Source organism: Pseudomonas lalucatii, assembly GCF_018398425.1.
In the GTDB taxonomy this organism is placed as follows: domain Bacteria; phylum Pseudomonadota; class Gammaproteobacteria; order Pseudomonadales; family Pseudomonadaceae; genus Aquipseudomonas; species Aquipseudomonas lalucatii.
Genome location: NZ_JADPMV010000001.1, coordinates 932,493 through 947,504, shown reverse-complemented (window position 1 = coordinate 947,504; position 15,012 = coordinate 932,493). Strand labels below are relative to the sequence as shown.

At 68.6% G+C, this 15,012-nt stretch carries 16 protein-coding genes; 13 read left to right on the top strand and 3 right to left on the bottom strand.

From position 1 onward, the window contains the following. Positions 1-231 precede the first annotated feature (231 nt). Entirely contained in the window at positions 232-1,152 is a 921-nt protein-coding gene (gene prmB, locus I0D00_RS04085; protein WP_213640218.1) for a 50S ribosomal protein L3 N(5)-glutamine methyltransferase, read from the top strand. A gap of 136 nt (positions 1,153-1,288) precedes the next feature. Here the strand turns inward: prmB and I0D00_RS04080 are convergent, their stop codons facing one another. Then, positions 1,289-2,086 (bottom strand): hypothetical protein, encoded by a 798-nt coding sequence (locus I0D00_RS04080; RefSeq protein WP_246533172.1) that lies wholly within the window; start codon positions 2,084-2,086, stop codon positions 1,289-1,291. Positions 2,087-2,333: 247 nt separating this feature from the next. Between I0D00_RS04080 and aroC the strand changes: the two genes are divergently transcribed. From aroC to I0D00_RS04045, 7 genes are all read left to right on the top strand, one after another. Further along, positions 2,334-3,425, top strand: a complete 1,092-nt coding sequence (gene aroC, locus I0D00_RS04075) for a chorismate synthase (RefSeq protein WP_213638468.1) — start codon at positions 2,334-2,336, stop codon at positions 3,423-3,425. Positions 3,426-3,507: 82 nt separating this feature from the next. Further along, entirely contained in the window at positions 3,508-4,659 is a 1,152-nt protein-coding gene (locus tag I0D00_RS04070; protein ID WP_213638467.1) for an MFS transporter, read from the top strand. Next, entirely contained in the window at positions 4,656-5,276 is a 621-nt protein-coding gene (locus I0D00_RS04065) for a methylthioribulose 1-phosphate dehydratase (protein WP_213638466.1), read from the top strand. The genes I0D00_RS04070 and I0D00_RS04065 overlap by 4 nt, the downstream gene beginning before the upstream one ends. 35 nt (positions 5,277-5,311) lie before the next feature. Continuing rightward, entirely contained in the window at positions 5,312-5,857 is a 546-nt protein-coding gene (locus I0D00_RS04060; RefSeq protein WP_213638465.1) for a 1,2-dihydroxy-3-keto-5-methylthiopentene dioxygenase, read from the top strand. Positions 5,858-5,881: 24 nt separating this feature from the next. Next, positions 5,882-6,565, top strand: a complete 684-nt coding sequence (gene mtnC, locus I0D00_RS04055; RefSeq protein ID WP_213638464.1) for an acireductone synthase — start codon at positions 5,882-5,884, stop codon at positions 6,563-6,565. 70 nt (positions 6,566-6,635) lie between these two features. Next, positions 6,636-6,827, top strand: a complete 192-nt coding sequence (locus I0D00_RS04050) for a PLD nuclease N-terminal domain-containing protein (protein ID WP_213638463.1) — start codon at positions 6,636-6,638, stop codon at positions 6,825-6,827. Positions 6,828-6,834: 7 nt separating this feature from the next. After that, positions 6,835-7,395: a histidine phosphatase family protein gene (locus I0D00_RS04045; protein WP_420850797.1), complete on the top strand. Its 561-nt coding sequence runs from the start codon at positions 6,835-6,837 to the stop codon at positions 7,393-7,395. A gap of 26 nt (positions 7,396-7,421) precedes the next feature. Here the strand turns inward: I0D00_RS04045 and I0D00_RS04040 are convergent, their stop codons facing one another. After that, complete coding sequence (locus tag I0D00_RS04040; RefSeq protein ID WP_213638461.1) at positions 7,422-7,919, bottom strand: methylated-DNA--[protein]-cysteine S-methyltransferase; 498 nt, start codon at positions 7,917-7,919, stop codon at positions 7,422-7,424. 4 nt (positions 7,920-7,923) lie between these two features. Further along, positions 7,924-8,811 (bottom strand): DNA-3-methyladenine glycosylase family protein, encoded by an 888-nt coding sequence (locus I0D00_RS04035; protein ID WP_213638460.1) that lies wholly within the window; start codon positions 8,809-8,811, stop codon positions 7,924-7,926. Positions 8,812-8,981: 170 nt separating this feature from the next. Between I0D00_RS04035 and speE the strand changes: the two genes are divergently transcribed. The 5 genes from speE (at position 8,982) to I0D00_RS04010 (ending at position 14,406) form a co-directional block, all read left to right on the top strand. Further along, positions 8,982-9,842, top strand: coding sequence for a polyamine aminopropyltransferase (speE, locus tag I0D00_RS04030; RefSeq protein WP_213638459.1), 861 nt, complete (start codon positions 8,982-8,984; stop codon positions 9,840-9,842). 207 nt (positions 9,843-10,049) lie between these two features. After that, on the top strand, positions 10,050-11,414 hold the full coding sequence (locus I0D00_RS04025) for a pyridoxal-phosphate dependent enzyme (protein ID WP_213638458.1): 1,365 nt from the start codon (positions 10,050-10,052) through the stop codon (positions 11,412-11,414). A gap of 51 nt (positions 11,415-11,465) precedes the next feature. Next, complete coding sequence (locus I0D00_RS04020) at positions 11,466-12,623, top strand: trans-sulfuration enzyme family protein (protein WP_213638457.1); 1,158 nt, start codon at positions 11,466-11,468, stop codon at positions 12,621-12,623. A gap of 613 nt (positions 12,624-13,236) precedes the next feature. Next, the gene (locus I0D00_RS04015; protein ID WP_213638456.1) at positions 13,237-13,578 is read left to right on the top strand and encodes a ribonuclease E inhibitor RraB; all 342 of its coding nucleotides are present in this window, start codon (positions 13,237-13,239) and stop codon (positions 13,576-13,578) included. A 120-nt stretch (positions 13,579-13,698) separates the two neighbouring features. Next, positions 13,699-14,406 (top strand): type 1 glutamine amidotransferase, encoded by a 708-nt coding sequence (locus tag I0D00_RS04010; protein ID WP_213638455.1) that lies wholly within the window; start codon positions 13,699-13,701, stop codon positions 14,404-14,406. Positions 14,407-15,012: the final 606 nt, after the last annotated feature.

Here is a 15,012-nt window from a genome sequence, read left to right as displayed (position 1 = left end):
CAAGCACGAGCAAGCCCGTGAGCGAGAAGGGTTCTATGACCATTTGCAGGTAGTCTCGAGGAAGGGGAAGGGAAGGGTTAAGAAATCGTTTCAAATTATATCTGGGCGCCCTGCGCCTGGGCAGCGGCACTTTCGTGCCTGTGCGGCGTTTTCGTGCGGCGATGCGTCGTGCGCGCAGGCTTCGGCTAAACTTGCCGCTCTTTTTTCCGGAGACCGCCTGTGACCGACCCGATAACCGCCCGCCAGACCCGCCTGCGCACCCTGCGCGATTACATTCGTTGGGCGGTCAGCCGCTTCCAGGGCGAGGGGCTGTTCTTCGGGCACGGCACCGACAATGCGTGGGACGAGGCGCGTCAGCTGGTGCTGGGCGCCCTGCACCTGCCCTGGGAAATGGCCGACAGCTACCTCGACTGCCGCCTGGAGGACGACGAGCATGAGCGGCTCCAGGCCCTGCTCGAACGGCGCATCGGTGAGCGGGTGCCGACCGCCTACCTGCTCGGCGAGGCCTGGTTCTGCGGCCTGCCCTTCGTGGTCGATGAGCGGGTACTGGTCCCGCGCTCGCCGATCGCCGAGCTGATCGAGCAGCACTTCCAGCCCTGGCTACCGGCGGAACCGGCGCGCATCCTCGACCTGTGCACCGGCTCCGGCTGCATCGGCATCGCCTGCGCCTACGAGTTTCCCGAAGCCGAGGTGGTGCTGGGCGACCTGTCGTTCGAGGCCTTGGAGGTGGCCAACCAGAATATCGAGCGGCATGGCCTGGAAGAGCGCGTCTACACGGTGCAGGGTGACGGTTTCGCCGGTCTGCCGGGGCAGCGTTTCGATCTGATCGTTTCCAACCCGCCCTATGTCGATGCCGAGGACTTCGCCGACATGCCGGCCGAATACCAGCACGAGCCGGCGCTGGGCCTGGCCTGCGGCGACGATGGCCTGGACCTGGTGCGGCGCATGCTGGCCGAGGCCGCCGACCACCTGAGCGAGAAGGGCCTGCTGATCGTCGAGGTCGGCAACAGCCAGGTGCATGTCGAGGCGCTGTATCCGGAGGTGGACTTCACCTGGCTGGAGTTCGCGCGCGGCGGCCATGGCGTGTTCCTCCTGGCGGCCCAGCAGTGCCGCGCGCATCAGGCATTGTTCCGTTCGCGGCTGGGCGGGTAGGTGCGCGGGCGCAACAGGGTTGCCTGACCGGGGCGGCAGGCGCGATGGCGCAGTGCCTGGCGTGCTCTGCGCCCTGGGAAGGGGGGGCTGATGCCTGGTGCCTGTCCGGCGCTCGCGGGCGGACGCAGGCGTTGGCCTAACGCGTGGCGATCCAGATCAGCAAGCCGGCCTGGAACAGGCTGAAGGCCACCAGGCAGGCGATGGTGAAGCGCAGGGTGCCGTCCTCGCGCCTGAGGCCGTCGATGCGCTCCTCCTGCTTGCGGAGCTTCACCGCCTGCTCGTGCAGGGTCTGATCCGCCTGCTGCAGCATGGTCGCCGTGTCCAGCGTAGCGATGGTCTGCACCTTCTCGGCATGCCAGTCCTCGTGCAGCGCGGCCACCCGCGGCGCGCCATAGCGGGCCTTGAGTTGCAGCGGGTCGAGGTAGTCGAGGGTGAAGCCCTGGGCCTGCAGGCAGCGATCGCGGCGCGCCCGGGCTCCCTCGTCGAGGGCGTCCCTGGCCGGCAGGGCGCCACCCTCCACCTGGTAGTGGGCGCCGTGCTGCTTGGCCCAGGCGACCCCCTGGGCCAGCAGGAAGCGCCCCAGGCCGCGGTTGCCGGGCTCGGTGCTGAGGCCCTTGTCGGGACCGAAGCGCACTTCCTTGGCGCGGTGGTCGACCCATACCTCCAGCAGGTTCTGCTCCGGGCGCAGGCGTTGGCCGGGCAGGCGCACGCTCAGGCGCAACAGGCTCCGGGTCTTGTCGTGGCGCTCCAGCCGGCCGAGTTCGGCGAAGCGCAGCGGCCGCGCGCCGGTGTGGCGGTCGGCCGGCAGCGGCGCCAGGCGCAGCAGGCTGAACTGCTCGGGCCCCAGCCCGGCCCAGGGGTGGGCCGTTTCGCTGGCCGCCGCTGCGGCGGGTGCGGTCTCAGGGGTGGGCTCCAGGGGACGGGTTTCGCTCATGATCGGCAGTCCTGTGCGCATGGTCGGTGCTGACTACCGGCATATCGGCCGTTTTTCCCGGGGCTGGAGGCGGGCAGGCGAGTGCTCCTGTCACGCCAGTCCCAGGCAGGGGCCGCAGCGACGCGCTGGCATAAGTGTCGAGGGTGAACTGGGGGCGCTGCGCGGGTATACTCGCCGGCCTGATTGAGTGGGGCCTGGCACGCAGTGGCGCCAGGTCCGGAGTCGATTCTCGCGGAGCCTTTTGCACATGTCCGGCAATACCTACGGCAAGCTGTTCACCGTCACCACCGCCGGCGAAAGCCATGGCCCGGCCCTGGTCGCCATCGTCGATGGCTGCCCGCCGGGGCTGGAGCTGTCGCTCGAGGACATGCAGCGCGACCTCGACCGGCGCAAGCCGGGCACCAGCCGCCACACCACTCAGCGTCAGGAAGACGACGTGGTGGAGATTCTCTCCGGGGTGTTCGAGGGCAGGACCACCGGTTGCGCCATCGGCCTGCTGATCCGCAATACTGACCAGAAGTCCAAGGACTATTCGGCGATCAAGGACCTGTTCCGCCCGACCCACGCCGACTACAGCTACCACCACAAGTACGGCATCCGCGACTACCGCGGCGGCGGTCGCAGTTCGGCCCGCGAGACCGCCATGCGCGTGGCCGCCGGCGCCATCGCCAAGAAGTACCTGGCGACCCAGGGCATCGTCGTTCGCGGCTATATGAGCCAGCTCGGCCCCATCGAGATCCCCTTCAAGAGCTGGGACAGCGTCGAGCAGAACACCTTCTTCAGCCCCGACCCGGACAAGGTGCCCGAGCTGGAGACCTACATGGACCAGCTGCGCCGCGACCAGGATTCGGTCGGGGCGAAGATCACGGTGGTCGCCGAGGGGGTGATGCCGGGCCTCGGCGAGCCGATCTTCGACCGCCTCGACGCCGAGCTGGCCCATGCCCTGATGAGCATCAACGCGGTCAAGGGCGTGGAGATCGGCGCCGGTTTCGCCAGCGTCGCCCAGCGCGGCACCGAGCACCGCGACGAACTGACTCCCGAGGGCTTCCTGTCGAACAATGCCGGCGGCATCCTCGGCGGCATCTCCAGCGGCCAGCCGATCGTCGCCCACCTGGCGCTCAAGCCGACCTCCAGCATCACCACCCCGGGGCGCTCGATCGATGTCGACGGCAAGCCGGTGGAGATGATCACCAAGGGCCGCCACGACCCTTGCGTGGGCATCCGCGCCACGCCGATCGCCGAGGCGATGATGGCCATCGTGCTGATGGACCACCTGCTGCGCCACCGCGGGCAGAACGCCGACGTCAGCGTGGCCACGCCGGTGCTGCCGCAGCTGTGAACGGCCGTGTAGGTTGGGTTGAGCGCAGCGAAACCCAACAATTGCCGCCCTGGGTATCGCTACGCTCGCCCCAGGCTACGCCATGACGCATGCCTTGCCCTACTGGCGCCTGTCCGGTTTCTACTTCTGCTACTTCTCCCTGCTCGGCGCCACGGCGCCGTTTCTGGCGCTGTACTTCGATCACCTGGGGTTTTCCGCGGCGCGCATCGGCGAGCTGGTGGCCATCCCCATGCTGATGCGCTGCCTGGCGCCGAACCTGTGGGGCTGGCTGGGCGACCACAGCGGTCGGCGCCTGGCCATCGTGCGCTTCGGCGCGGTCTGCACCCTGCTGTGCTTCGCCGGCATCTTCGTCAGCCAGAGCTACGCCTGGCTGGCGCTGATCATGGCCAGCCACGCCTTCTTCTGGCATGCGGTGCTGCCGCAGTTCGAGGTCATCACCCTGGCCCACCTGCGCGAGCGGGCCACGCGCTACAGCGAGATCCGCCTGTGGGGCAGCATCGGCTTCATCGTCGCGGTGGTGGGCCTGGGCGAGCTGTTCGAGCGCATCAGCCTGGACGCCTTCCCCTGGGCCCTGGTGCTGGTCATGGCGGCCATCATCATCAGCAGCTGCTGGGTGCCCAACGCCGCGCCGCAGCAACGGCCGAGCGACCCCCGGCTCGGCGGCTTCCTCCGGCAGCTGCGGCGTCCCGGCATTCTCGCCTTCTACCTCAGCGTCGGTCTGATGCAGCTGAGCAACGGCCCCTACTACACCTTCCTCACCCTGCACCTGGAGGCGCTGGGCTATGCCCGCGGCCTGATCGGCCAGCTCTGGGCCCTGGGGGTGGTAGCGGAGATCGTCCTGTTCCTGTTCATGGCCCGGTTGCTGGCGCGCTACTCGCTGCGCGGCGTGCTGCTGGCCAGTTTCCTGATCACCGCCGTGCGCTGGCTGCTGCTCGGCAACCTGGCCGATCATCTATGGGTGTTGCTGCTGGCCCAGTGCATGCACGCGGCGACCTTCGGCAGCTTCCACGCCGCCGCCATCCACTTCGTCCAGCGCAGCTTCGCCGACCGCCAGCAGGGCCAGGGCCAGGCCCTCTACGCCACCCTGGCCGGGATAGGCGGCGCCCTCGGCGCGCTGTACTCCGGTTACAGTTGGAGCAGCCTGGGCCCGGCCTGGACCTTCAGCATCGCCAGCCTGGTCGCCCTGGCGGCGGCCGCCATCACCGTCACCCGCCTGCCCGAGGAGAGGCCATGAACCCGACCCGCGAACAACTCGCCCAGCAGATCATCGAGGCCGGCCGCTTCCTCTACGGCCGCGGCTGGTCGCCGGCCACCAGCAGCAACTATTCCACACGCCTGTCGGCCAGCGAGGCGCTGCTGACCGTGTCCGGCAAGCACAAGGGCGAGCTTGGCCCGGACGACGTGCTGGCCACCGACATGCAGGGGCGCAGCCTGGAGCCGGGCAAGAAGCCCTCGGCCGAGACCCTGCTGCACACCCAACTGTACAGCTGGAAGCCGCAGATCGGCGCGGTGCTGCACACCCACTCGGTCAACGCCACGGTGTTGTCGCGCCTGTGCCTGAGCGATTCGCTGGTATTCGCCGACTACGAGCTGCAGAAGGCCTTTTCCGGCGTCAGCACCCACGAGTCCCAGGTCGAGGTGCCGATCTTCGACAACGACCAGGACATCGCCCGCCTGGCGGCCAAGGTGCAGCCCTGGCTGGAGGCCCACCCGGACTGCGTCGGCTACCTGATCCGCGGCCATGGCCTCTACACCTGGGGCGCGCGCATGAGCGACGCGCTGCGCCAGATCGAAGCCTTCGAGTTTCTCTTCGAATGCGAGCTGAAGGTGCGGGCCCTGCACAAGGCCTGATCCCGACCATTCCCAATCACAGCGAGAGCCCGAGCATGAGCAGCCTGAGCGTCTACCACGAATCCTCCCCCGAACAACCGAACAAGGTGCTGACCCACCTCGAGGACATCGCCAGCACCCTGGCCGCGGTCGGCGTGCGCTTCGAGCGCTGGCAGGCGGTGGCGCCCATCGCCCCCGGCGCCAGCCAGGACGAGGTGATCGCCGCCTACCGTCCGCAGATCGACCGGCTGATGAGCGAGCGCGGCTACGTCACCGTCGACGTGGTCAGCCTGAGCGACGACCACCCGCAGAAGGCCGAGCTGCGCGCCAAGTTCCTCGACGAGCACCGCCATGCCGAGGACGAGGTGCGCTTCTTCGTCGCCGGGCGCGGCTTGTTCACCCTGCACATCGATGATTACGTGTATGCCGTGCTGTGCGAGAAGAACGACCTGATCTCGGTGCCGGCCGGCACCCGCCACTGGTTCGACATGGGCGAGCACCCGCATTTCGTCGCCATTCGCCTGTTCAACAACCCGGAAGGCTGGGTCGCCCAGTTCACCGGCGCAGACATCGCCAGCCGCTTCCCGCGCCTGGAAGACTGACCCCGCAGCGTTCTGGAGCTTCAGATGCCGATCAAAGCCATCCTCACCGATATCGAGGGCACCACCAGCGCGGTGAGTTTCGTCTTCGACGTGCTGTTCCCCTATGCCGCCCAGCACCTGCCGGAGTTCGTCCTGAGCCACGCCGAGGCGCCGCAGGTGGCCGAGCAACTGGCCGCGGTACGCGCCGAAAGCGGCGAGCCCGAGGCCGACGTCCAGCGGGTGGTCGAGATTCTCCTCGGCTGGATCGCCGCCGATCGCAAGGCCACGCCGCTCAAGGCCCTGCAGGGCATGGTCTGGGCCGAGGGCTACCAGGCCGGCCAGCTCAAGGGCCACGTCTACCCGGATGCGGTGGAGGCGCTCAAGCGCTGGAAGGCGCGGGGCTACGACCTCTACGTCTACTCCTCCGGCTCGATCCAGGCGCAGCGCCTGATCTTCGGCTGCTCCGAGGCCGGCGACCTGACGCCGTTGTTCTCCGGCTACTTCGACACCACCAGCGGGCCCAAGCGCGAGGTCGCCTCCTACCGCAACATCGCCCAGGCCATCGGCTGTGCGTCCGAGCAGATCCTGTTCCTCTCGGACATAGTCGAGGAGCTGGACGCCGCCCGGCAGGCCGGCCTGCAGACCGTCGGCCTGGCCCGCTCGGGCGGCGAGCTGGCCGGCCACGAGACGGTCGCCAGCTTCGCGGCGATCGACCCGGCTCGGCTGTAGGGCGCTACGCCGGGCAGGCGCGCGGGGACGACTATCCTAGGTGGGCAACCCTTCACACAGGAGTGTCCCCATGGGTTCCACCTTGAACGGCCTGCTCGGCCTGATCATCCTGGCGCTGGATATCTGGGCCATCATCAACGTGATCAAGAGCGGCACCGACACCGGCAAGAAGGTGCTCTGGGTGCTGCTGATCATCTTCCTGCCGGTGATCGGCCTGGTCGTCTGGGCGCTGGCCGGGCCCCGGGGCAATGTGAGGCTCTGAGCCCATGCTGCGCGCGGTCGCGCTGCTGCTGTTGGCCTGTATGGGCGTTCCGGGCCCGGTCCAGGCCGGCACGGCCGCCGCCTGGGACGCCCTGCGCGAGGGGCGGGCGGTGCTCCTGCTGCGCCATGCCACGGCACCGGGCATGGGCGACCCGGCGAACTTCGCCCTGGGCGACTGCTCGACCCAGCGCAACCTCGACCGCCGCGGCCGCGAGCAGGCACGGCGCTGGGGGCACCTGTTGCGCAGCCAGGGCATCGCCCGCCCGCGCCTGCTGAGCAGCCGCTGGTGCCGCGCCCGCGACACCGCGCAGGAGCTGGGCCTGGGCGCGGTCGAACCCTTGCCGGCGCTGGACTCCTTCTTCGCCGATCGCACGCGGGCCGCCGCCCAGACCGCCCAGCTGGTGGAGGCCGTGAACGCCCTGATGTCCGGCACGGTCATGGTGCTGGTGTCCCATCAGGTCAATATCACCGCGCTGACCGGTGTCTATCCGGCGTCGGGGGAGGGGCTGATCCTGGCGCGGCCGCTGCGGGTGCCGGCGCGGGTGCTGGCGCGCATCGCGCCGCCCTGAAATGGGACCAGGGCTGCCTCGTGGCCCTAGAGCGCCAGCGCCGCCTGATCCGGCAACTGGACGCCTTCCAGTTTCAGCAGCAGCGCCTTGCGTGCCAGGCCGCCGGCGTAGCCGGTGAGGCTGCCGTCGCGGCCGATCACCCGGTGGCAGGGGATGACGATGGCGATGGGGTTGGCGCCGTTGGCCGCGCCCACGGCGCGCACCGCCTTGGGCCGGGCGATCTGCGCGGCCAGGGCGCTGTAGCAGCTGGTCCGGCCGTAGGGGATGCGCTGCAGCGCTTGCCACACCGCCCGCTGGAAGTCCGTGCCGCGGGGCGCCAGGGGCAGCTCGAAGCGCCGGCGCAGGCCGGCGAAATATTCGTCCAATTGCCGGCAAACTTCGTCCAATTCGCCCCCGGCCGCTCGCCAGTCTGCGCCGATCCGCCAGGGCTTGCCGTCGATCTCCATGGCCAGTTGGCACAGGCCGCTGGCATCGCCGGCCAGCAGCAGGCGGCCGAGGGGACTGTCGTGATAACGGTAATGCATGGCCTCAGCCTCCTGCATAGTTGTGCCACAGGTGCGCGGCGGCATAGGCGCGCCAGGGGCGCCAGGCTTCGGCGCGGGCCTTGAGCTGCCTGGCGCTGATGCCGCCGGGGCCCCACAGTGGCGCCTTGAGCAGGCCCAGGTCGCTGGCGGGAAAGGCGTCGGCCTCGCCGAAGGCGCGCAGGGCGATGTATTCGGCGGTCCAGGGGCCGATGCCGGGCAGGGCGCAGAGGCGCTCGATCAGCGCGGCGCAGCCGTCCTGCAGGTCGAGCCGCAGTGCGCCGCTGGCGACCTGGGCGGCGAAGTGCTGCAGGGTCTGCACGCGCTTGCCGGGCATGCCGATGCCGTCCAGATTGGCCTCGGCCAGCACCGCTGCCGTGGGGAACAGGCGTTCGACGCCGCTGCAGGAAGGCTCGCCCAAGGGGGCGCCGAGGCGCGCTACCAGGCGCCCGGCGATGGTCACCGCGGCCTTCACCGTGACCTGCTGGCCGACGATGGCCCGCACGCCCTGCTCGAAGGGGTCGAAGGCAGTCGGCAGGCGCAGGCCCGGGTCGCGGGCTACCAGCGGGCCGAGCTGCGGGTCCGCGGCGAAATGGGCGGCGATGCGCAGCGGCTCGGCATCCAGGTCGAACATGCGGCGCACCCGGGCAACCAGCGCCGGCAGGCAGGCCTCGGCCGAACGGCTGTGGCGCAGCAGCAGGGCCTGGTCGGCCGCCAGCGGCTGCACGGCGAACCAGCCGCAGACGCCATCCAGGCGGAAGCTGCGGCAGTAGCCGGCGGCGTCCACGCGCTCGACGCCGGGCAGGGCGCGCAGGGCATGGTGCTCGTGGAACTGGCGCCAGTGCCAGGGCGGCTGGAAGGGCAGGCGGATGGGCGGAGCAGCGGCGTCGGTCATGCATGGACAATAACGGCCCGGGGCACGCCTGTCAGCGCGCAGCTGACTTTCAAACCGGCGAGGTTCGACCTGTCATGCGCCGCGACGTAGAATGCGCGCCTTTCTTCTAGACGAAGGGTGCCGGCAGCGGCGTCCTGGCGTACTCAACCGCATTGACGAGGGATACCCCCATGAGCGATTACCAAGAGACCCTCTACGACGGCTACGGTCAGCGTTTTCGCATGGACCGGCTGCTGCACGAGGTGCGCACCGAGCACCAGCACCTGGTGATCTTCGAGAACGCCCGCATGGGCCGGGTCATGGCCCTGGACGGGGTGATCCAGACCACCGAGGCCGACGAGTTCATCTACCACGAGATGCTCACCCACGTGCCGATCCTCGCCCACGGCCTGGCCAAGCGCGTGCTGATCATCGGCGGCGGCGACGGCGGCATGCTGCGCGAGGTGTGCAGGCACGACAGCGTCGAGCACATCACCATGGTCGAGATCGACGGCACCGTGGTGGACATGTGCAAGGAGTTCCTGCCCAACCACTCCAGCGGCGCCTTCGAGGACCCGCGGCTGAACCTGGTGATCGACGACGGCATGCGCTTCGTCGCCACCTGCCAGGACAAGTTCGACGTGATTATCTCCGACTCCACCGACCCGATCGGCCCGGGCGAGGTGCTGTTCTCCGAGAACTTCTACCAGGCCTGCCGCCGCTGCCTGAACGACGGCGGCATCCTGGTCACCCAGAACGGCACGCCGTTCATGCAGCTGGCCGAGGTGCAGACCACCGCCGGGCGCATGCGCGGGCTGTTCGCCGACTGGCACTTCTACATGGCGGCGGTGCCGACCTACATCGGCGGCAGCATGACCTTCGCCTGGGGCAGCACCGACGCCGCCTACCGCAAGCTGTCGCTGGAGGTCCTGCGCCAGCGCTTCGCCGGCAGCGGCATCGTCACCCGCTACTACAACCCGGAGATCCACCTCGGCGCCTTCGCCCTGCCGCAGTACGTATTGCACGCGATCAACAAGCCGAGCAACGACTGAGCCGTCAGGCGCATGAGAAAAGGACCTTCGGGTCCTTTTTTCTGCCCGCGGGCCGTCGCCGGGCGACCGAGTGCGCTGGCCCTGGGGCTGTGCAGTGCCTATAACTAAGCCATGGCCGATCCGTTGTCCCCGGCGCCGCACGGACCCAGGATCGCGCGGACAGGCCCGGGGCGCGGCGCAATGGCCGCTCTGCAGAGGGACGCGCCCATGCCCACCAGCCCCATACTCGAGATGATCGGCAACACGCCGATCCTGCCGCTCAGCCACCTGGACACCGGCCCTTGCGAGCTGTTCGTCAAGCTGGAGAACCAGAACCCCGGCGGTTCGATCAAGGACCGCATCGCCCTGACCATGATCGAGGCCGCCGAACGCAGCGGCGAGCTCAGGCCCGGCGGCACCATCATCGAGGCCACCGCCGGCAACACCGGCCTGGGCCTGGCCCTGGTCGCCGCGCAGAAGGGCTACCGCATGCTGCTGGTGGTGCCGGACAAGATGAGCCGCGAGAAGGTCTTCCACCTCAAGGCCCTCGGTGCCGAGGTGCGCCTGACCCGTTCGGATGTCGGCAAGGGCCATCCCGAGTACTACCAGGACCTGGCGCGCAGCATCGCCCAGGGCATGCCCGACGCCTTCTATATCGACCAGTTCAACAACCCGGCCAATGCCTGGGCCCACGAGAGCTGCACCGGCCCGGAACTCTGGCGGCAGCTGGAGCAGCGGGTCGATGCGGTGGTGGTGGGCGTCGGCTCCGGCGGCACCCTGGGCGGCCTGACCCGCTTCTTCCAGCGGGTGGCGCCGCAGGTCGAGATGGTCCTGGCCGATCCCGAGGGCTCGGTGCTGGCGGATTTCGTCGAGACCGGCTGCACCGGCGAGGCGGGCAGCTGGCTGGTGGAGGGCATCGGCGAGGACTTCATACCGGCCCTGGCCGATTTCGAACTGGTCAGGCGCGCCTACCGCATTCCCGATGCCGAGAGCCTGCACACCGCGCGCCTGCTGCTCAGGGAGGAGGGCGTGCTGGCCGGCTCCTCGTCCGGCACCCTGCTGGCCGCCGCCCTGCGCTACTGCCGCGAACAGCGCACGGCCAAGCGGGTGCTGACCTTCGTCTGCGACAGTGGCAACAAGTACCTGTCGAAGATGTTCAACGACTACTGGATGCTCGACCAGGGCCTGATCGAGCGACCCAGGGAGGGCAATTTGCGCGACCTGATCGCCCGCCGCTACGACGAGGGGGCGACCGTTACCTGCAAGCCTAACGAGTCGCTGGAGGTGGTGTACGGGCGCATGCGCTTCCATGACATCGACCAGGTGCCGGTGATGGACGGCGACCGGGTGGTGGGGCTGATCGACGAATGGGACCTGCTGCGGGCGGTGAAGGATGCCCCCGAGCATTTCCAGTCGCCGGTGCGCGAGGCGATGGTGACCAGGCTGCAGACCCTCGCCCCGGACGTGCCGCTGCAGCGCCTGCTGCAGACCTTCGATGAGGGGCATGTGGCGCTGATCGTTGAGAACGGCCGCTTTCTCGGGCTGATCACCAAGAGCGATGTGCTCAACCTCTGGCGTCGCACCCTGCGTTAGGCGGCTCGATGCGCCGCGCGCCCAGACCCGCCATCGACCCCAGGAGGCAGCATGAGCGAGTTCGAAACCCTGACCGTGCACGCCGGCTACGAGCCGGACTGGACCGGTGCGGTGATGCCGCCGATCTACGCCACCTCGACCTTCCGCCAGCAGTCGCCCGGCGTGCACGCCGGCTACGAGTACGGGCGCAGCCAGAACCCCACGCGCCAGGCCTTGGAACAGGCCATCGCCGAACTGGAGGGCGGCGCCCACGGCTATGCCTTCGCCTCCGGCCTGGCGGCCTGCGCCACGCTGCTGGAGCTGCTGCCGGCGAATAGCCACATGGTCGCGGTGGACGACCTCTACGGCGGCACCTACCGCCTGTTCGAACGGGTGCGCAAACCCGGCGCCGGCCTGCGGGTCAGCTATGTACCGGCGGACGCCGACGCCGCCACCCTGGCCGCGGCGCTCGAACCGGACACGCGGATGATCTGGGTCGAGACGCCGACCAACCCGACCCTCAAGCTCTGCGACCTGGCCCAGGTCGGCCGCCTGGGGCGTGAGCGCGGCATCCTCACCGTGGCCGACAACACCTTCGCCTCGCCCTACCTGCAGCGGCCGCTGCAGCACGGTTTCGACATCGTGGTGCATTCGGCGACCAAGTACCTCAATGGCCACTCGGATGTGATCGCCGGGCTGGTGGCGCTGGCCGACCGGCCGGAACTGGCCGAACAGCTGGCCTTCCTGCAGAACTCGGTAGGCGCCATCCTCGACCCCTTCTCCAGCTTCCTCTGTCTGCGCGGCATGCGCACCCTGGCCCTGCGCCTGCAGCGCCACGTCGACAACGCCAGTGAGCTGGCCGCCTGGCTGGAGCGCCAGCCGCAGGTGGCCTCGGTGCTCTACCCCGGTCTTGCCAGCCATCCGCAGCACGACCTGGCCAGGCGCCAGATGCGCGGCTGTGGCGGGCTGGTGACCCTGTATCTGGCCGCCGACGGCGAAGGCACCCGGCGCTTTCTCGAGGCCACCCGGCTGTTCACCCTGGCCGAGAGCCTGGGCGGGGTGGAGAGCCTGATCAGCCAGCCGGCCAGGATGACCCACGCCTCCATCCCGCCCGAGCGTCGTGCGCAGATCGGCATCAGCGACAACCTGGTGCGGCTGTCGGTGGGGATCGAGCATGTCGAGGACCTGCGCCAGGACCTGCGGCGGGCGCTGGCGGCGATAGCGGCATAGGGCCGGGAGCTGGGAGCAAGGGCAGGCCCTCGAGCCAAGCGTGCCTCTCGATCCGGCATCCCGACACATCCAGACGCAGGCGAGCCCGGCGCGAATATAGAGGTCGATGACGGCCTGCGCCGTATCCGGGCGGGACATGGGCTGGATGCCGAACTGGATCGGCGACTGTTCCGCGTTGAGCATCACCTGAGGGGGCTGGGCGCAGAAGAGGATCAAGGTCACGAGCGCGGGTGTGGCGTTCTTTATGTGTCCTTCCCTGGTTTGGCAATGCTTGTCCCCATCGGGCGGCGAGACACTAGTGTCCAGTTCGCGGCAGCGGCCGGAGCCCGTGGGCATCGCCGCCATCGCCGCTGATCGTCTGCGGTGGCAGATATCACGGCAGGACACGGCAAACTCGCCGGTATCGGGCTACCCTGCAATAGACGGCTCTGAATCATTCGATCTGAATGACGCTACGTCGACCAGCCCTGGAGTCAGGTCTGGCTTATGACACATCAAGCAGCACCTGCTTGATTCTCGGGCGGCACCGCAATTGGTGTCGCGACACCGCCGCAGTAAAGACGGTTGCAATGGGAAAGCGGTTAATCCATCCATCGCCTGAGGAGATCATTTCATGAGCACAGCCTTGCACGATGATGTCAGCAGCGGAGTATTACGGCGGATGAAGGAGGGCGGTTTCGATTTCGCCAGCTTCCATCCCATCGAGTTCTACGCCATTTTTCCCGATGAGGAGCGGGCTCGCCTGGCGACCAGAAACTTTCGTGGCGAATCCTTGCATGCCCTGGTGACCGAGCGGGACGACGGCGCCTGGCACCTGCAAGTCAGCAAGGTGATGTACGCGACCCACGCCGGCATCGGCGACTTCGAGCACGATCTGGCCTCGGTGGTGCTGCCGCTCGGCGGCACCCTGGATGGCTGGGGCGTGACGCAGGAGGTCAGGGGCGCGCAGCCCTAGGCCCCGTCCGCTAGCAGGCCTCACCGGCAGACGCTCGGCGAGGCCTGTCGCCCGGTCGGTCGGCAGCTTCCGCTCGACCCCGGTCTGCGCTTTGCCGCAGACTGGGCGGCGGAGGCCGCTATGACCGATATCCTGATTCTGACCCACATCGACTACTGCCCGCCGGGCTACCTGGCCCAGGTGCTGGACGAGGCGCGCCGCGATTTCCGCGTGCTGCGCGTCGACCTCGGCGAGCTGGCGAACATCGACCTGGACCGGCCGCGTGCCGTGGCGATCATGGGCGGGCCGATGAGCGTCAACGACGAGCTGCCCTGGCTGGCCACGGAAATCGCCGCCCTGCAGCATTTCATCCGCCGCGACATCCCCATGATCGGCCATTGCCTGGGGGCTCAGCTGCTGGCCAGGGCCCTGGGTGCCGAGGTACGGCGCATGCCCTACACCGAGAGCGGCTGGCAGCCGATGAGGCGTGCCGCCGAGGCCTCGAGTAGTCCCTGGCTGGCCCATCTGCCGGCCGAGTTTCCGATCTTCCAGTGGCACGGCGACAGCTTCGCCTTGCCACCCGGCGCGCGGCCCCTGCTCAGTAGCCCCTGGTGCGAGAACCAGGGCTTTGCCTGGGGCGACAGGACGCTCGCGGTGCAAGGCCACCCGGAGATGACCGAGGAGTTGGTGCGTCTATGGCTCAAGGACTGGGCGCATCTGCTCGACGCCCGTCAGCCCAGCCAGCAGAGCGTGGCGCAGATGCTCGACCAGTTGCCGGCCAGGGTGGCGGCCCTGAACCAGGTGGCGCAAGGCTTCTACCGGCACTGGTTGAGCCTGGCCTTTCCCTGACCGCGCCACGGGCGGCACCGCTGCGGTGACGCGCGGGGGGGCGAGTGGGCGATCAGCTGACCAAGCGGGTCAGGTTGGGGAGGATCAGGATAACCGTGGTGGCGAAAACGATCAGGCCTGCTTGGCGAAACTTGGGTTGTCTGAACATGGCCATCTGCCTTTTATTCTTGTTGGGGTGGCGTCGACTGCCCGCATCGAGGCTTTCGGGCTGCGGCGTCACACCAGGCGTGGACTGACACACCGTCCCGGCAGTACCCGGCGACGGACCCTGGCATGGAGTGTTCATTGCCTTCCAACCTTGGTAACTCTAGGGGGCGCATCCGGGACTCTTTAGATGACTTGGTTTCAAAAGAGTGATTGCTTGGAACTATGAGTAATTGCATGGGCCGCAAGTTCCCCAAGCAGGCCCGGAGCCAGACGCCTTCACATGCGGCGTGAGCTCATTTCGCCAGCAATGGACCGTTCGTCTGAGCGCCGGGGTCAATGGCCCTGAGCGCTTCGGTCATTGAGCCTGCCGGGTCCAGGGGTATGGTGGAGGGACCGAGAGCCGGCGCCTCTGGCCACAGTGGCGCCGCCCCAGCCAACCCCAGGGAGGTCCGAGGACGC